The organism is Massilia sp. Se16.2.3, assembly GCF_014171595.1.
Classification (GTDB): Bacteria; Pseudomonadota; Gammaproteobacteria; order Burkholderiales; family Burkholderiaceae_D; genus Telluria.
In genome coordinates this window covers 2,850,006-2,866,535 of record NZ_CP050451.1, presented here as the reverse complement: position 1 = coordinate 2,866,535, position 16,530 = coordinate 2,850,006, and the positions used below count along the sequence as shown (strand labels likewise).

The following is a 16,530-nucleotide window of genomic DNA, read 5'->3' as shown; positions in this document are numbered from 1 at the left end:
ACTACGGAAAGTAAAGAAAACAATGAGTTTTGAAGCACTAGGCCTCCACGCCACGATCGTCAAAGCAGTCCTCGAAGCCGGTTACTCGGTCCCGACCCCGGTGCAGGCACAAGCCGTGCCGGCCGCCATCGAAGGCCGCGACCTGCTGGTCTCCTCGCAAACCGGTTCGGGCAAGACCGCGGCATTCATGCTGCCGGCCCTGCACAAGCTGGTCAGCGCCGAGCCTGCACCGGCCCCCGCTCGTACCCCTGCGCAGGAAGCGCAGTCGGCCCGTTCGCGCGGCGAGCGCGTCCGTTTCACCGCAGCCAAGCCGAAAATGCTGGTGCTGACCCCGACTCGCGAACTGGCCCTGCAAGTGACCACCGCGACCGAAAAATACGGCAGCTACATGCGCCGCATCCGCGCCGTGTCGATCCTGGGCGGCATGCCTTACCCGAAGCAGATGCAACTGCTGTCGAAAAACCCTGAAATCCTGGTGGCGACGCCGGGCCGCCTGATCGACCACATGGAGTCGGGCAAGATCGATTTCTCGGAACTGGAAATCCTGGTCCTGGACGAAGCCGACCGCATGCTGGACATGGGCTTCATCGACGACATCGAGAAGATCGTGGCCGCCACCCCGGCCAGCCGCCAGACCATGCTGTTCTCGGCCACGCTCGACGGCGTCGTCGGCAACATGGCGCGCCGCATCACCAGGGACCCGCTGACGATCCAGATCGCCAGCGGCACCAAGCGCCACGAGAACATCGTGCAGAAGGTGCACTTCGTCGACGACCTGTCGCACAAGAACCGCCTGCTTGACCACCTGCTGCGCGACGAGTCGATGGACCAGGCCGTGGTGTTTACCGCCACCAAGCGTGACGCCGACACCATCGCCGACCGCCTGAACATCGCCGGCTTCGCAGCCGCCGCGCTGCACGGCGACATGCACCAGGGCGCGCGCAACCGCACCCTGGACAGCATGCGCCGCGGCCAAGTGCGCGTGCTGGTGGCGACCGACGTTGCCGCCCGCGGTATCGACGTGCCGACCATCACCCACGTGGTGAACTACGACCTGCCGAAGTTCCCCGAGGACTACGTGCACCGTATCGGCCGTACTGGCCGTGCCGGCCGCAATGGCGTCGCCGTGTCGCTGGTGAACCACGCCGAAGGCATGAACGTCAAGCGCATCGAGCGTTTCACCAAGCAGATCATCCCGGTCGACGTGGTGGAAGGTTTCGAGCCGAAGCGTTCGGCACCGGCACGCACCGGCGCCCGTCCAGGCGGCTGGAAGCCGGGCGACGGCCGCAGCGCCGCCAAGCCGGGCCAGCGCAGCTTCAGCAAGCCTTCGGCTCCGCGTGAAGGCGGCTACAGCCGCGACGCGGCACCGCGCGAAGGTTTCCGCACCGGCCCGAGCGCCGGCGCACCACGCCGTGAAGGTAGCGGCGGCTACCGCGGTGCCCATCCGCGTTCGGCCGACGGTGCCCGTCGCAGCTTCGGCGACAACTAAGTTCTGCCCGCAATGAAAAACGGCTGCCTCGGCAGCCGTTTTTTTCGTCCACGCGGCCGCGCGCGCGCGCGGCGCGCTCATGCGGCATGTTCCTCGGGACGCTGTTCCAGCCCCTGCCCCTCGCCGCGGCCAGCAGGCGCCCGCCGTTCACGCCGCGGGCCCACCCTGCGCTCGACTGGCTGCGCATGTCCCCGCCTCCTGGCGAGAAAATTTTCCCAGATCAGGAGCCAGGCTGCCGGAATCAGCAGGAACAGGCCGCTCTGCATTGCCGGCGTGCCGACATACTTCAGCCAGTCCGTCCGGAGCAGGCCGTGGAGCAGGCTGACGACCAGCGCCAGCATGCGTGCAATCGCGGCCGGCAAGGCCATGGCGCGGCGGCCCAGGTCCGCGCCTGCCGCGGCAACACGATCGGCAGCCCGGCGCATCGTGCGGCCGTACGGCGCGCGCGGTGATGTGCCTGGCAGGCTCCGGCGTGTACCGGGCCTGCGTCGAGGGCGATTGGCCGGCAGCCAGGACGGGCATGCCGGGCAACAGCGGGCGCCGCGCTTCCCGGGCACGCAGGCGCTGCGACAGCAAATAGAGCGCGAGTCCCGCTCCCGCCGATGCGCCCACTGCCACCCATGCCTTGTCCTTGAAGCCCATCTTGCCACCCCGTGCTGCTTTTTCGTTTCCCGTGGGAGTATTACACCTCAGCCGGCGAATGCCTGGAATCGGATCACTCCTACCGACGTGTCGGCGCATGCCCAAGGCGGGGATCGGAATCCCACGCTCCGTACGCGGTTTGTCCTCCCGCCACAAGCCGTATAATCCCCATCTCACCGCTTTCCTGCCTGCCGATGGACCGTCCCCGCATCACGATCGTCAGCCCCGCTGCTGCCGCCGACAACAACGGGAACTGGCACACCGCCAGCCGTTGGGCCGCCTTCCTGGCCGATACCTGCGAGGTCGACCTGGCAAGCGGCTGGCCAGGCGCGGACGAGATGGCGCCGGATCTGCTCATCGCCCTGCATGCGCGCCGCTCGGCCGCCGCGCTGGCCGCCTTTTCCGCGCGTTACCCGGAGCGGCCGCGCGTGCTGGTCCTGACCGGTACCGACCTCTACCGCGACATCGATACTTCGCCCGAGGCGCAGGCCGCGCTGGAGCAGGTCGATGCGCTGGTAGTGCTGCAGGAAGCCGCCCTGGAGCGCCTGCCTGCAGGGCTGCATTCAAAGGCACGCGTGATCTACCAGTCCGCCCCCCACCCTGCCCGCGCTGGCGCCGGCGCCCTCCGGGCACACCTTCTGCATGATCGGCCACCTTCGCGCCGAGAAGGATCCGGCCACTTTCATGCGCGCGGCAAGCCTGGTGACGGCGCCCGGCGTGCGCCTGCTGCATATCGGCGGCCCGCTCGACCCTGGCCTTGCCGCCGCGGCGCGCGCCACCACCGCGCGCCACCCGCGCTACCGCTGGCTCGGCGCGCTGGCGCACGAGGAAACGCGCGCACACCTGCGCCGCAGCCGGGCACTCGTGATCGCGTCGACCATGGAAGGCGGCGCCAACGTGATCATCGAAGCCGTCACGAGCGGCGTGCCCGTGATCGCATCGAATATCGACGGCAACCGCGGCATGCTGGGCCCCGACTATGCCGGCTATTTCCCGGTGGGCGATGCTGTCGCACTGGCGCGCCTGATCGAGCGCTGTGCAGCCGACGCCGTTTTTGACGCCACCCTGCGCGCCGGGTGCGCGGCGCGCGCGCCGCTGTTCGCCCCGGCGGCCGAGCAAGCGGCGCTGCGCGACTTGGTGGATAATCTGCTGCGCGATCACCCGCCCCGAACAACGAACGACTGGAAACGACCATGAGCCTCCCCCCGACCATCAAACTGACTTCCTTCTCCCACGGCGGCGGCTGCGGCTGCAAGATCGCCCCCGGCGTGCTGGCCGAGATCCTGAAGAAGTCGAGCGGCTTCCCCGTGCCGCCACAGCTGATGGTCGGCATCGAGACCGCCGACGACGCCGCCGTCTACAAGCTCAACGACGAGCAGGCCCTGATCGCCACCACCGACTTCTTCATGCCCATCGTCGACGATCCCTTCGACTTCGGCCGCATCGCCGCCACCAATGCCATCTCGGACGTGTATGCCATGGGCGGCACCCCGATCATGGCACTGGCGCTGGTCGGCATGCCGATCAACAAGCTGCCGCTCGAGACCATCGGCGAGATCATCCGCGGCGGCGAATCGATGTGCGCCGAGGCCGGCATCCCGATCGCCGGCGGCCACACGATCGACTCGGTCGAGCCGATCTACGGCCTGGTGGTGATGGGCCTGGTCCACCCGGGCAAGGTCAAGCGCAACGCGGACGCCCGTGCCGGCGACGTCCTCATCCTCGGCAAACCGCTGGGCGTGGGCGTGCTGTCGGCGGCGCTGAAAAAAGATGCGCTGGGGGCGGACGGCTATGCTGCCATGATCGCCAACACGACCAAGCTGAACAAACCAGGCAAGGCCCTGGCCGACATGAAAGGCGTGCACGCGCTGACCGACGTCACCGGCTTTGGCCTCCTGGGCCACCTGCTCGAGCTGGCGCGAGGCGCGAACCTCACCGCCGAGCTCGACATGGGGGGCGATCCCGCTGCTCCCCGGCGTGCTGCAGCTGGCCCAGACGGCTTCTTCACCGGCGCATCGGGGCGCAACTGGGACGCCTACGGCGCGGACGTGGCCCTGGTCGGGACGCTGACGCCGGCGCAGCGTGCGCTGCTGACCGACCCGCAGACCTCGGGCGGACTGCTGGTGTCCTGCGACAGCGGCGTCGCCGACGACGTGCTGGCCCTGTTCGCGCGCGAAGGCTTCGGCGAGGCGGCCGTGATCGGACGCATGGCGGCGGGGACGCCGCGGGTGGTGGTGGGGGCCTGACGGGCGGTACGCCGTCGAAGTGTAGCGACGGAGCAGATTTATTTGCATCCGTAAGGCAACAAATTGTTTTTTAGAGAATTGTCGGTTGTATAATCCAGGCTGCCGGCGCAGACCGGCCCTGACATCCAATAAATTCTTCCGAGACAATGCGTATGCACACTGCCGCTGCCACCACCACGGCGCCGGATTCTCATCGCCCGCCCTCCTGGTTCGCTCGCCTGGGCGATATCCTGCTCGGCAGCGACAGCCTGCAGCGCCTGACGCTCTCCCTGCTTGGCCTGGCGGGGCTGATCACTGCCACGGTCGTCGGGCTGCTGTGCTACATGGCATCGATCGGCGTGGCCGGCGTCGGCCAGATCGAAGCACTTGCCACCATGTTCCTGCTGTTCATGGGCGGTTTCTATACCTTCATCCGCAGCGGCTTGAACCGCCGCTTCGCCGACCCCACGCTGGCCCTGCCGCAAACCGTCATTGCCCAGTCGCTGATCGCGGCGGGCTACACGATGACGGGCTCGGTCCATGGCGCGACCGTGATCATGCTGGCGCTGGTCATGGTGTTCGGCATGTTCAGCCTGCGGCCGGCCGCCCTGCGCGCCGTCTGCCTGTACACGGTGGCCATCATGGGCCTGGTGACCTGGTGGTGCGCCCACCACCAGCCGGCGACCTACCCCCCGCACGTGGAACTGTTCAATTTTGCGCTGACGGCCATCGTGATGCTGGCCATCTCCCAGCTCTCGGGGCAGCTGATGGACATGCGCACGCGCCTGAAGACGCAGAAGATTGCGCTCCAGGAAGCGCTGGCCCACATCAAGGAAATGGCCGCGCGCGATGAACTGACGGGGCTGCCGAACCGGCGCCGCATGATGACCCTGCTGCAGGAACACGCGACGCGCCACGCGCGCGGCGGGCCGCGCTTCCTCGTCTGCATCATCGACCTCGACCACTTCAAGAGCATCAACGATACCTACGGCCACGCGGCCGGCGACGCCGTCCTGCGCGCTTTTGCGAACCAGGCACAGGCGGTGCTGCGCACGACCGACATGATCGGCCGCTGGGGCGGCGAGGAGTTCCTGCTGCTGTTGCCGGAAACCCCGCCAGGCGACCCGACCACGGGCGTGGCGCGCCTGCGCGACACGCTGGCGGCCAGCGCCTCGGTGGCGACGCTGCCGGACTTGCGCGTGCGTTTCTCGGCGGGACTGGCGCGCTACGAGGATGGCGAGCCGATCGACCAGGCGATCGAACGGGCCGACCGTGCGCTGTACGCGGCCAAGTCGGCCGGGCGCAACCGCAGCGTCGTGCTCTGAAGCGCGCGGGCCGCTAGCGCTCGGGCGGCGCCTGGCGTGATGCGGGCTGGCCGGCCCCGCGGCGCACGATGACCGGCTTGTGCAGGCGGTGCAACTGGCGCGCAAGCAGCGCCAGTCCGAACACCAGTGCGATGAACGCTGCCATGACCAGCAGCGGCAAACCCGTGATGACGTCTTGTTCCATCACAGTTCTCCTTGCCCAGCGTCATGCCGGCGCAAGAACCGACTGTGCCATTGGGATTCTTAAGGGAAATTGAGCTGACGCAAGCGTCGTGCTGTGCGGGGGCACATGGATGCCCGCCTGATGCGCTCCGGGTAGCGCCCCCGCTTTGCGGGTGGCCGGCCCGGCACCGGGCCGGCTATTGCGCCGCGCCCGGACTGGCGCCGGACCGGCACCGGCCACCGGCGCTGCCAGCGCCGTATTGATCTCGGCAACGATCTGGTCCAGCATGTCTTCGCCATAGCCGCGGTACACCCGAATGATCTTGCCGTCTCGTCCGATGATGACCATATGCGGGATGCCCTTGACGCCGTAGGCCTTCTGGGCGGCACCATCCGGGTCGTAGGCGAAGTGCATGTTCATCTTTGACACGGCACCGAGCACCTTGCGGAACACCGCACGCTCTTCCGTATTCACGCCCAGCACGTACATGTGCTCCTTGCCGGCCAGTTTCTGCAAATTGTCCAGGATCGGCAGTTCTTTCAGGCAGTATGGGCACCAGGTTGCCCAGTACGACACGACGATGACTTTCCCCGCTTGCCCGGACAGTTTGATGGGCACGCCGTCGAGGGTTTTGCCGACATAGTCGGGCGGCACGTCTCCCGCTGCCAGGGCCGGGGCTGGGGTCGCTTCCGCCGCACCGACCGCCAGGGGGGCGGCCAGGAAAAAGGCGGCCACGGCCGTGATAAGGAGGCGAAGAAAGGCGCCGGGCAGGTGCTGCGGGTTCTTTTTCAAAGCGTTCATGTCATTCAGGTCGAAGGAAGGAAGTCGCCGCGATCAACTCGGCGGCAATGGCAGGGAGCGACGTGCGAGTTGTCACCTATTCAACATCGTACGCTGAAAAATGCTGACAGGCAAGATATTCCAGGTCTGCAACATAGCGCAGCGCGAACACAGGATGCAGGCGCTCCTAGACCGGCTCGGTCGACAGCGGCGGATGGCGCTCCGGCTTGCCGCGCCCTACCCGCTCGTACTCGGCGATCACCTGGGCGCCGAACAGCAGCAGCGTGGCACCGATCTCGAGGCTGAACATGACGACGATTGCCGTCGTCATCGAGCCATACACCACGTTCACCTGCGACAGGGTGGAAAAGTACCAGACCAGCACATGGCGCGCGACTTCCCACAGCAGCGCGGCCGTTACCCCACCGACGAGCGCATGCGAGAGCGACAGGCGCCCTACCGGCATCACCAGGTAGATCGAGGTCAGCACCAGGATCTCGCCGGCCAGCCCCAGCAGGTAGAGCAGCGCCCCGGACAGTCCCCCGAGCGACCAGGTGATGCCCAGCAGCTGCACGCTCTCCCGCCCCATCACCTGCAGGGTCCCGGCCACCAGGGTCACGAGCATCACCCCGAAGCCCAGCGCCAGGATGTAACAGTAGGGCAGCACGGCGGAGACGAGGAAATGGCGGCGCCGGATCGCCACCCGGTGGATGAAGATCACGCTCATGGCGTTTTCCAGCACCGTGAAGGCGAAGGAACTGAAGAACAGCATCGTCACCGCAAGCACCCAGGTGATGAGGTCGCGGTTGTCGAGGAAGTTGGCGACCTCGGCCACGATCGAGACCGACTGGCCCGGGACCAGCAGTTCGAGGTAGCGGCGCATCGTGACCAGCAGTTCGGCCTGGTCGAGGAAGTGCGACAGCACCACCACCACCAGCATCAGGAAGGGCACGATCGACAGCAGCGCGTAATAGGCGACGGCACCGGCCAGCAGCAGGCCCTGGTTGGCGCGAAAGCCCTTGAGCACGCTGAGCGTGAAGGCGAGCGGGTGCGACAGGATGTAGGCGTTGGCGCGCCGGTTGAGGATACGTACGCGCAGGCGACGCACGCGCAGGCGCCCGCCCGGCATCATCGTGCGAGCCTGAGTCCGGTGAACTGCCAGCGCGCACCCGACGGGAAGAAATTGCGGTAGCTGGCGCGCGCGTGCCCGGCCGGCGTGGCACAGGACGCGCCGCGCAGCACATACTGGTTGACCATGAACTTGCCGTTGTACTCGCCGATCGCGCCGGCAGCCGGCGCATAGCCGGGATACGGTGCATAACTGCTGCTCGTCCATTGCCAGCAGGCGCCGAACATCTGGGCCAGGCCTGCGCCGCTTGCCGCACCGGGGTGCAGGCCGCCACTGTCGATGGCCGCCTGGCGCGCGGCGAATTCCCATTCGGCCTCGGAGGGCAAACGCGCGCCGCGCCAGCGCGCATAGGCGTCGGCCTCGTACAGCGACAGGTGGGTAACCGGGCGGTGGGGGTCGAGCGGCACAGTGCCGTGCAGGGTGAATTCGTGCCAGGCGTCACCTTCGCGGCGCCAGTACAGGGGCGCGGCCAGTTCGCCGCCAGCGACCCGGTCCCAGCCCTCGGCCAGCCACAGCGCCGGGTCGCGGTAGCCGCCCGCCTCGATGAAGGCAAGGTATTCGCCATTGGTTACCAGCCGCGAGGCAAGTTCGAAAGGCGCGAGATAGACGCGATGGCGCGGCAGTTCGTTGTCGAAACAAAACCCGCGGCCGTTGTGGCCGAGCTCGAACAGGCCGCCGTCGAAAGGCAGGAAGGCCATGGCCGGGGGCTCGGCAGCCACCTCGAGGGGACTGTCGTCATAGCACGGCGCCAGCGGATTGTGCGCCAGCAGGTGCTTGACGTCGGTCAGCAGCAATTCCTGGTGCTGCTGTTCGTGCTGCAGGCCCAGTTCCACCAGCGCGTCCAGACCGGCATCCGCAGGATGGGCAGCCAGCAGGCGCGCCATGCGCCGATCGACGTCGGCCCGGTAGGCGCGCACCTCGTCCAGCGAGGGCCGGGTAAGCAGGCCCCGGGCCGCGCGCGGGTGCTTTGCGCCGATGCCGTTGTAGTAGGAATTGAAGAGCACCCGGAAGGCCGGGTCGAACGGCGCAAACCGGGCCTCGCGCGCTTCCGGGATGAAGGTCTCGAAAAACCGGTGGTGTGCGCCAGGTGCCATTTCACCGGGCTGGCGTCCGCCATCGACTGGGCGCAGCAATCTTCCGGCGACAGGGGTGCGGCCAGCGCCAGCGAGCGCGCACGCACGGCCGCGTAGTCGAGTCGTCCGGCCAGTCCCCCGTCGCGCGCGCTCATGCTTTCCCCGGCCTCAGGCGCCCAGCGGCGCGATCGCCCGCGCATGGATCACGGCGAACCAGCGGCGCGGGTCGAGCCAGACGCGGGTGGCTTCGAAGCCGGACTGCTCGAGCAGCGCGATGGCGTCGGCCTGGCGGTATTTGTAGCTGTTTTCCGTGTGGATGCGCTCGCCCGCGGCAAAGCTGCGTCCGCCGCCCGGCCAGCGCACGCGTTGCGCCTCGCGCGCTTCCAGGTGCATCTCGACCCGGCCCAGCGCCTCGTTGTAGAAGCCGGCGTGGCGCCAGCGCCTGACGTCGAAATCGGCGCCGAGCAGGCGGTTCACATGGCGCAGGACGTTGAGGTTGAAGGCGGCCGTGACGCCGAGCTCGTCGTCATAGGCGGCATCGAGCAGGGCCTTCTCCTTGGCGAGATCGATGCCGATCAGGAGCGCACCGTCGAGCCCGCACTGCCCGCGCAGGCGGCGCAGGAAGGCACGTGCTTCGGCCGGCGTGAAATTGCCCAGCGATGAACCCGGATAGAAGAACAGGCGGCGCTCGGCACGCACGCTGTCGGGCAGGCGCAGGCCGCTGGAAAAGTCCTGTCCGAGCGCGCTCATGGCGATGTGCGGAAAGCGCTGGCGCAGGCGCGCCGGGGCTTCGCTCACGAAATCGGTGGAAATGTCGACTGCGACATACTGGCTCGGGCGCAGCAGCGGAAACAGCGCCGCCGCCTTGGCGCAATTGCCGGCGCCAAGATCGATCAGGGTCGTGCCGGCCCCGCAGGCCTGGGCGATCTCGGCGCCATGGCGCTCGAAGATCGCGCCCTCGGTACGGGTCGGATAGTATTCCGGCAGCTCGCAGATCGCCTCGAACAGCTTCGAGCCAAGCGCGTCGTAGAGGAATTTCGGCGAAATGCAGGCCGCTTCGGCCGCCAGGCCGGCGTACAGCTCCGCCGGGACATGGGCGCTGGGCGCGGCCGGCTTCTCGATTGTGCAGGACGTCAGCATAAGGTTTATCATTCGTGCCGCCGAGGCGCCCGATGCGCCCGGCATGGGATGAGTTGCCGTTTTTGCTATGATAGCGGAACCCCCTCGATCCCGCGTTCGCCTGCTGCCCAAGCGTGCAGACCATTCGATTCCCCATAAAAAGAGAAAGTTCGCATGAATCCATTGTCCGTTTCGAAGTCGACCTTCAAGTCGCTGTTTGCCGCGGCCGCCACCGCCTCCCTGCTGTTCGCCGCCGGCCATGCCGCCGCCCAGAATACGCCGGGCGTGCTGCGCGTGTCCGCCATTCCCGACGAGGCGCCGACGGAACTGCAGCGCAAGTTCAAGCCGCTGGGCGACTACCTGGCCAAGGCGACCGGCCTGAAAGTGGAATTCACCCCGGTCACCGATTACGCCGCCTCGGTCGAAGGCCTGGTCAACAAGAAGCTCGACATGGTCTGGTTCGGCGGCTTCACCTTCGTGCAGGCCAAGGTCCGTTCCAAGGGCCAGGTCGTGCCGCTGGTGCAGCGCGCCGAAGACGAAAAATTCCGCTCGGTCTTCATCACCACCAAGGCCGACATCAACAAGCTGGAAGACCTGCGTGGCAAGACGCTCTCCTTTGGCTCGGAATCGTCGACCTCGGGCCACCTGATGCCGCGTTCCTTCCTGCTCACCGCCAGGATCGATCCGGACACCGACCTGAAACGCGTGGCCTTCTCGGGTGCGCATGACGCCACCGTCGCGGCTGTCGCCGGCGGCAAGGTCGATGCCGGCGCCCTGAACATCTCGGTCTGGGAAAAGCTGGTCGAAGCCGGCAAGGTCGACCCAAAAGCCGTGCGCGTGTTCTACACCACGCCCGGCTACTTCGACTACAACTGGTCGGTGCGCTCGGACATGAACCCGGCGCTGCAGAAGAAAATCCGCGACGCCTTCCTGGCCCTGGACGCTTCTACTGCGCAGGGCAAGGAAATCCTGGAACTGCAACGCGCAACGAAATTCGTCCCGACCAGGGCCGAGAACTACGTGGCGATTGAAGCGGCGGCGAAGAATGCCGGCCTGCTGAAGTAAGCCTTGCAAGAACGGACCGCCACGCCATGACCTTCAGGCTCGACAAGCTGACCGTGCGCCACCTGACCGGCACGCGCGCGGTCGCGCTGCACGAACTCGACCTCGCGCTGGCGCAGGGCGAACAAGTCGCGCTGATCGGGCCGTCCGGCGCCGGCAAGACCACCCTGCTCTCGACGCTGGCCTGCGCCCACCGGCCGGCCGGGGGCGGTTTTACCGTCTTCGATGAGGATCCCCGGGCATTGCCGCAAGGGGCGCGCCATGCCCTGCGCGCACGCCTGTTCCTCGCCCCGCAAACGCCGCCGCTGCCGCCGCGCCAGCGCGTGGTCACGGCGGTGCTGGCCGCCCGCCTGCCGCAGTGGAGCCTGTGGCAGGCGCTGGCCTCGCTGTTCAAGCCCAGCGACCCGGACGCCGCCTTCGAGGCACTGTCGCGTTTCGGCCTGGGCGACAAACTCTATGCGCGCGTCGACCGCCTGTCCGGCGGCGAGCGCCAGCGCTGCAGCCTGGCGCGACTGCTGCTCTCGCGCGCCGAGGCTTTCCTCGTCGACGAGCCGATCTCCGCGCTCGACCCGGCGCTGGCACGCCTGACCCTCTCCACCTTGCTGGACGAAGCAAGGGCACGTGGTGCCACCCTGGTCTGCAGCCTGCACCAGGTCGAGATGGCGCGCGCCCACTTTCCGCGCATCGTCGGCCTGCGCGCCGGCCGCATCGTGTTCGACCTGCCGCGCGAAGAGGTCACCGACGCGATGGTCGCCGCCCTCTACGCGAACGAGAGCGCGGCGCCGCACCCGCATCCGGAGCACGAAAGCCCCGACCGCATCGCCGTGGGCGCCTGCTTCTGACGATGGCGGCGCTCCCCCTGCATCCCGACCCCGCCTGGCGCGGGCGCCTCGTCGCCTGCGGCTGCGCCCCGGTGCTGCTCTGGCCCATGCTCGTCTACAGCGAATTCAAGCCCCGGCTGCTGTTCGACCTGCAAAGCCTGGCCGCGGCTGGCGTTTTCCTCAAGGACTTCCTGCACCCGGCGCACGGCGCCGAATTCCTGCTGCTGGTGCTGGAGCAGACCTGGGTCACGGTCGCGATCGCCACGGCCGGACTCGCACTGGCCCTGCTGGGCGCGATTCCCGCCACCCTGTTAGTCAGCGAACGGCTGTCGATCTCGCGCCTGGGCACGGGGCGCATCCGCCCGCTGGCCGCGCTGCTGCGCCAGGCCGTGCGCTGGGTGCTGGTGCTGCTGCGCAGCGTGCCGGAACTGGTGTGGGCGCTGCTGTTCGTGCGCGTGGTCGGCCTCGGGCCCACGGCCGGCGTGCTGGCGATCGCCCTCACCTATTGCGGCATGCTGGCGAAAGTCTATGCCGAGATCCTCGAGTCCGGCGACTTCCACGCCAGCGACGCACTGCTGGCCAACGGCGGCTCGCGCCTGGCCGCCCTGCTCTACGGCGCCCTGCCCGAGTCGGCCGCCGAGCTGGTGTCCCACACCGTCTACCGCTGGGAGTGCGCGATCCGCGGTTCGGCCATCATGGGCTTCGTCGGTGCCGGCGGCCTCGGGCAGCGCATGGAAGAATCGACCCGGATGATGGCCGGCGGCGAAGTGGCGACGATGCTGATCGTGTTCGTGCTGCTGGTGGCCGCGGCCGACCTGGTCTCGACCCTCTTGCGCCGGAGGCTGGGATGAAGACCATGCCGGCGGCGCCCGCGCGCGCCTGGAGTACCCTGCTCCTCGTCGGCGCCCTGCTGGTACTGGTGGTGGCCAGCTTCGCCACCCTCAGCATGGATCTTGGCGCCTTCTTCACGCCTGAGGCGGCCAGCACCATGCTCGAATTCCCGACGGGTTCGCGCCGCCCGACCTGGCGCCGGCTTTTCAAAAGAAAACCGCGTTCGCCGCCCTCGAGACCCTGTCGATGTCGGCGCTGGGCACGCTGCTGGCGGTCGTCGCCGGGCTGGTACTGGCGCTGCCGGCAGGCGGGCGCTGGGGCGCCGTGCCGCGCGCGCTGGTGCGTCTTGTCCTGAACGTGCTGCGCTCGATTCCCGAACTGGTGTGGGCCGCGCTGCTGCTGGTGGCCGCCGGCCTGGGTCCGTTTGCCGGCACGCTGGCCCTGGCCGCGCACACCGCGGGCGTGCTCGGGCGCCTCTTTGCCGACGCGCTGGAAAACGCCGAGCCGCTGCCGGAAGCGGCGCTGCGCGCCAACGGCGCCCCCAGCCTGGCCGCCTTTTTTTCTATGCGACGCTGCCGCAGACGCTGCCGCAAATGCTGTCCTATACCCTGTACCGCTGGGAGAACAATATCCGCGCCGCCGCCGTGCTGGGCGTGGTCGGTGCGGGCGGGCTTGGCCAGATGCTGAAGTACCACCTGTCGCTGTTCCAGATGCCGAGCGCGGCCACCGTGGTGCTGGCCATGCTGGTGCTGGTCGCCCTGGTCGATGCCGCCAGCTTCGCGCTGCGGCGCACGCTCACCCGTTAAGCGAAAGGCACCCATGCTCGAACTGTCGCAGCTCACCAAGACCTATGGCGGCCGCACCGTGCTGTCGGCCCTGTCGCACCGCTTCGAGGCCGGCGTGTTCGTCGCCATCATGGGCGAATCGGGCGTCGGCAAGTCCACGCTGCTGAACCTGATCGCGGGCCTGGACGTCCCTGACAGCGGCCAGGTGATCGTCGACGGCACGCCGATGTCCTCGCTCGACGACGGCGCCGCCACGCGCCTGCGCCGAACGCGCATGGGTTTCATTTTCCAGGCCTTCCACGTGCTGCCGCACCTGACCCTGCACCAGAATGTGGCGCTGCCGCTGCTGTTAAACGGCGAACACGGACGCGAGAGCGCGGCACGTGCCGAGGGCATGCTCGCGGCGGTCGGCCTGGGGGGGGACGCGGCGCCGATTTCCCGCGCCAGCTGTCGGGCGGAGAGATGCAGCGCGTCGCGATTGCGCGCGCCCCGGTGCACAGGCCGGCGCTGCTGCTGGCGGACGAGCCGACCGGCAACCTCGATCCGGAAACGGCCGGCGGCGTGCTGCGCCTGCTGCGCGAGGAAAATCCGGGCCAACGGTGCCGGCGCCATCATGGTGACGCACTCGCACGCGGCGGCCGACATGGCCGACCAGGTGCTGCTCCTGACCAAAGATGGACTCAAGTTGGCGTGAGTTCCGCGAAGAAACAATCAGCTTGCATGCTGTTGTGTTGAATCGTGCGGAGTACCCTGCAAAGCCGTAGTACTATCACAACGACCCGCACGCAGAAGAGCATCCAATACGGCCTTCATGGGCCTTGAGGCCGAGCGCCTCGAGGCCAGGCGCGTTGCCCGCATCGGCGGACCGCGAAGGCGGTACGTGTGTACGGCGAGGCGATGCAAGGCCGCCATGAAGCTGTTGTCAGGTGCTCGAAGCTATCACAACAACGGGCGCTTCCAAAACGGTCCTGTCCCCCCAACCAATGTATTGGAGGAGTACATGAACGTACGCCAAAAAAAGCAGGAAATGCTGGCCGCGATGCACCGCGCCCGCGCCCTCGAGCCGTCGAGCTTCGTCCCCAACAAGCTGCTCGACACCTTGATCGAGAAGATGCATCTCAAGAATGACGCGGAGCTGTGCCGCGTACTCGAGGTGCAGCCGCCGATCATCAGCAAGATTCGTCACCGCAAGCTCAATGTCGGTGCCACGATCCTGCTGCGCATGCACGAGAAATCGAATATCCCTATCCGCGAACTGAAGGAGCTGACCTCGGCCTCGGTGCACTAGCGCAGGCGCACGCCGCGCCGCTGGCGCCCGGCGTTCGCGCCCCCGGGACGGCAAGCGTCCCGGCACGAGTCGCCGTAAGTCGCCAGCGCGTCTTACGGCGCGGGCGGACGGCCCGTCTTGAGTTGGGGAAGGCTGTCGAGCACCTGGCGCAGCGTTGCCAGGTCGAGGCGGCCCACCGGGGCCACGCCGATACGCAGCAGTTCGCTTTTCTTGACCTCGAAACCCGCCTTCAGGCAGGCCCCCTTCACGGCGGCCAGCACCGCATATTCCCCTTCGGGCATGGTGAAGCTGTCGCGTACCAGCGCGGGACGCGCCGTCGCCGGCGAAGGCGCTGGCGCGGCACGGCCGGCGCCCGCCTTGACCACGGCTTTCGCCGCGGTCTTGAGCGCAGCGGCGGACTTGCCTGCAACCCCGGTGGCGGACCTGGCGGCAGCTGGCTTGGCGCCGCGCTTTGCGGCAGCCCTCACGGCCGGCTTCGCCGCAGGGCGCGCCGGCGCCTTCGCGGGCTGCTTCGCAGCCGGTTTGACAGCCGCTTTCACGGCGGGCTTCGCGGCAGGCTTGGCGGCGGCTGTCGACGGCGGCTTCACGGATCTTGCAGCAGGCTTTGCGGCAGGCTTTACAGCAGGCTTTGCGGCAGGCTTTACAGCGGGCTTTGCAGCGATGCCCGTTGTCGCCGCGCGCGCGCTTCTGGCTGGGGCAGTGCTGGAAGCGCTCGCGCGCGATGCCGTCGAGGCGGCCTTGGGCGGCGTGCCCGCTTTCGTCCGTGCCGACGGGGCTGCGCCCGCGGCCACGGCAACCGATTTTCTGGTCATTGGGTATTCCACAACTTAACAAGATAAACAATATAGTCGATCAGGCGCATTCCGGATAGGGCGCGTCCTGCCGTGCGGCACCTTCATGGCGTGCATGCAGCTCGCGGATGACGCCCGCGCGCAGGCCGGCGCGCACCGGAATGACGGCCTCGATGCCGAGTTCCTCGACCATGGCCAGCAGCAGCGCCAGGCCGCCCGCCACCTGGCCCGCGCCGAGGGCCTGCTCCCCGCCTGCCGCCATCGCCCTCCCCCCGCCACCAGGGGTACGGCAGAGCAGCCGCAGGCGCGCCGCGTCCAGCAGCGGCTCGCCTGCCAGCTCGGCCAGCGCGCGCACGGTTCCCGAGGCGGCATACGCGCACTCCCAGCCCCGCATGCCGGGCAGCTGGGCGCAATCGGCATAGCGGCTGCGCGCCGACGCCAGCGCCGCGTCGAATGCCGCCTGCGAGATACCCGCGCCAAAAAATGCCGGGCCATGGCGCAGCGCACCGACGCCGAAAGACTGCACGAGTTCAACCTCGGCACCCTGGCCCCGGACGATTTCGGTGGAGCCGGCGCCGATGTCGAGCACCGGGCGCCGCTCGCTGCCGCGACCGAGGGCACCGGTCCACGCCCGGGTAGACCAGGCGGCCCTCTTCTTCGCTGCCGATGCGTTCCACCGGATGGCCGATCGCCGCGCCGGCCGCGGGCAGGAAGGCCGGCGTCTCGCAGACGGCGCGCAGCGCGGCCGTGGCAACCACCCGTACCGCGCGCGGCGACCAGGGCTGCAGCGCCTGGCGGTACTGGCGCAGGCAGGCCAGCACCCGCCGCATCGTGGCGGCGTCGACGCCGCCGTCCCGCCCGGGCGCGCCCAGGCGGATCGTCTCGCTCAGGGTCGCGGCCACGCGCACGACGCCGGCTTCGCAGCTGGCCACGTGCATGCGCACGCCGTTCGAGCCGAGTTCGACCGCGGCATACATCGGGACGGAATAAGTGACGGCCATCGGTTC

At 68.3% G+C, this 16,530-nt stretch carries 18 protein-coding genes and 3 pseudogenes; 11 read left to right on the top strand and 10 right to left on the bottom strand.

Annotated features, from left to right (window positions below):
• The first annotated feature begins 22 nt into the window (after window positions 1–22).
• A complete protein-coding gene (locus G4G31_RS13110; RefSeq protein WP_182988068.1) occupies window positions 23–1,489 on the top strand; it encodes a DEAD/DEAH box helicase in 1,467 nt (488 codons plus the stop codon).
• 77 nt (window positions 1,490–1,566) lie between these two features.
• Here G4G31_RS13110 and G4G31_RS13105 read toward each other — a convergent pair whose 3' ends face one another.
• Together G4G31_RS13105 and G4G31_RS26065 are read right to left on the bottom strand one after the other, a co-directional pair.
• Window positions 1,567–1,914 (bottom strand): hypothetical protein, encoded by a 348-nt coding sequence (locus tag G4G31_RS13105; protein WP_182988067.1) that lies wholly within the window; start codon window positions 1,912–1,914, stop codon window positions 1,567–1,569.
• Between the two features lie 390 nt (window positions 1,915–2,304).
• Window positions 2,305–2,694 carry a hypothetical protein gene (locus G4G31_RS26065; protein ID WP_229424951.1) on the bottom strand — a complete coding sequence of 130 codons (390 nt, stop codon included), beginning with the start codon at window positions 2,692–2,694 and terminating at the stop codon, window positions 2,305–2,307.
• Between the two features lie 79 nt (window positions 2,695–2,773).
• On the opposite strand from G4G31_RS26065, the gene G4G31_RS26060 reads away from it, so the two are divergent.
• The 3 genes from G4G31_RS26060 (at window position 2,774) to G4G31_RS13090 (ending at window position 5,681) form a co-directional block, all read left to right on the top strand.
• A complete protein-coding gene (locus G4G31_RS26060) occupies window positions 2,774–3,328 on the top strand; it encodes a glycosyltransferase (protein ID WP_229424950.1) in 555 nt (184 codons plus the stop codon).
• A complete protein-coding gene (selD, locus tag G4G31_RS13095; protein WP_182988066.1) occupies window positions 3,325–4,377 on the top strand; it encodes a selenide, water dikinase SelD in 1,053 nt (350 codons plus the stop codon). The genes G4G31_RS26060 and selD overlap by 4 nt, the downstream gene beginning before the upstream one ends.
• A gap of 146 nt (window positions 4,378–4,523) precedes the next feature.
• Window positions 4,524–5,681 carry a GGDEF domain-containing protein gene (locus G4G31_RS13090; RefSeq protein ID WP_182988065.1) on the top strand — a complete coding sequence of 386 codons (1,158 nt, stop codon included), beginning with the start codon at window positions 4,524–4,526 and terminating at the stop codon, window positions 5,679–5,681.
• A gap of 13 nt (window positions 5,682–5,694) precedes the next feature.
• Here G4G31_RS13090 and G4G31_RS13085 read toward each other — a convergent pair whose 3' ends face one another.
• The 5 genes and pseudogenes from G4G31_RS13085 to egtD all read right to left on the bottom strand — a co-directional run bounded on the left by G4G31_RS13085 (window position 5,695) and on the right by egtD (window position 9,966).
• Window positions 5,695–5,865: a hypothetical protein gene (locus G4G31_RS13085; RefSeq protein WP_182988064.1), complete on the bottom strand. Its 171-nt coding sequence runs from the start codon at window positions 5,863–5,865 to the stop codon at window positions 5,695–5,697.
• Window positions 5,866–5,886: 21 nt separating this feature from the next.
• Window positions 5,887–6,636, bottom strand: coding sequence for a TlpA disulfide reductase family protein (locus G4G31_RS13080; protein ID WP_182988063.1), 750 nt, complete (start codon window positions 6,634–6,636; stop codon window positions 5,887–5,889).
• A 175-nt stretch (window positions 6,637–6,811) separates the two neighbouring features.
• The gene (locus G4G31_RS13075; RefSeq protein ID WP_229424949.1) at window positions 6,812–7,756 is read right to left on the bottom strand and encodes a YihY/virulence factor BrkB family protein; all 945 of its coding nucleotides are present in this window, start codon (window positions 7,754–7,756) and stop codon (window positions 6,812–6,814) included.
• Window positions 7,753–8,981, bottom strand: a pseudogene (gene egtB / locus G4G31_RS13070) (ergothioneine biosynthesis protein EgtB). Before egtB ends, G4G31_RS13075 begins: the two are co-directional and overlap by 4 nt.
• Window positions 8,982–8,994: 13 nt before the next feature.
• Window positions 8,995–9,966, bottom strand: coding sequence for an L-histidine N(alpha)-methyltransferase (gene egtD / locus G4G31_RS13065; protein ID WP_229424948.1), 972 nt, complete (start codon window positions 9,964–9,966; stop codon window positions 8,995–8,997).
• A 153-nt stretch (window positions 9,967–10,119) separates the two neighbouring features.
• Between egtD and G4G31_RS13060 the strand changes: the two genes are divergently transcribed.
• The 6 genes and pseudogenes from G4G31_RS13060 to G4G31_RS13035 all read left to right on the top strand — a co-directional run bounded on the left by G4G31_RS13060 (window position 10,120) and on the right by G4G31_RS13035 (window position 14,732).
• On the top strand, window positions 10,120–11,010 hold the full coding sequence (locus G4G31_RS13060) for a putative selenate ABC transporter substrate-binding protein (RefSeq protein WP_182988061.1): 891 nt from the start codon (window positions 10,120–10,122) through the stop codon (window positions 11,008–11,010).
• Window positions 11,011–11,036: 26 nt separating this feature from the next.
• Window positions 11,037–11,849, top strand: coding sequence for a phosphonate ABC transporter ATP-binding protein (locus G4G31_RS13055; protein ID WP_182988060.1), 813 nt, complete (start codon window positions 11,037–11,039; stop codon window positions 11,847–11,849).
• Window positions 11,850–11,851: 2 nt separating this feature from the next.
• Window positions 11,852–12,679, top strand: a complete 828-nt coding sequence (locus G4G31_RS13050) for an ABC transporter permease (RefSeq protein WP_182988059.1) — start codon at window positions 11,852–11,854, stop codon at window positions 12,677–12,679.
• A pseudogene (phnE, locus tag G4G31_RS13045) lies at window positions 12,676–13,465 on the top strand (phosphonate ABC transporter, permease protein PhnE). The gene G4G31_RS13050 and the pseudogene phnE overlap by 4 nt, the downstream one beginning before the upstream one ends.
• A 13-nt stretch (window positions 13,466–13,478) precedes the next feature.
• Window positions 13,479–14,138: pseudogene (locus G4G31_RS27575) on the top strand (ABC transporter ATP-binding protein).
• Window positions 14,139–14,444: 306 nt separating this feature from the next.
• Window positions 14,445–14,732, top strand: a complete 288-nt coding sequence (locus tag G4G31_RS13035; protein WP_182988058.1) for a hypothetical protein — start codon at window positions 14,445–14,447, stop codon at window positions 14,730–14,732.
• A gap of 92 nt (window positions 14,733–14,824) precedes the next feature.
• Here the strand turns inward: G4G31_RS13035 and G4G31_RS13030 are convergent, their stop codons facing one another.
• On the bottom strand, window positions 14,825–15,199 hold the full coding sequence (locus G4G31_RS13030) for a hypothetical protein (protein WP_229424947.1): 375 nt from the start codon (window positions 15,197–15,199) through the stop codon (window positions 14,825–14,827).
• Between the two features lie 55 nt (window positions 15,200–15,254).
• On the opposite strand from G4G31_RS13030, the gene G4G31_RS26045 reads away from it, so the two are divergent.
• The gene (locus G4G31_RS26045; protein WP_229424946.1) at window positions 15,255–15,563 is read left to right on the top strand and encodes a hypothetical protein; all 309 of its coding nucleotides are present in this window, start codon (window positions 15,255–15,257) and stop codon (window positions 15,561–15,563) included.
• Between the two features lie 21 nt (window positions 15,564–15,584).
• Here the strand turns inward: G4G31_RS26045 and G4G31_RS13025 are convergent, their stop codons facing one another.
• Window positions 15,585–16,112 (bottom strand): hypothetical protein, encoded by a 528-nt coding sequence (locus G4G31_RS13025; protein ID WP_182988057.1) that lies wholly within the window; start codon window positions 16,110–16,112, stop codon window positions 15,585–15,587.
• Window positions 16,054–16,524 (bottom strand): hypothetical protein, encoded by a 471-nt coding sequence (locus G4G31_RS27570; protein ID WP_182988056.1) that lies wholly within the window; start codon window positions 16,522–16,524, stop codon window positions 16,054–16,056. Before G4G31_RS27570 ends, G4G31_RS13025 begins: the two co-directional genes overlap by 59 nt.
• Window positions 16,525–16,530: the final 6 nt, after the last annotated feature.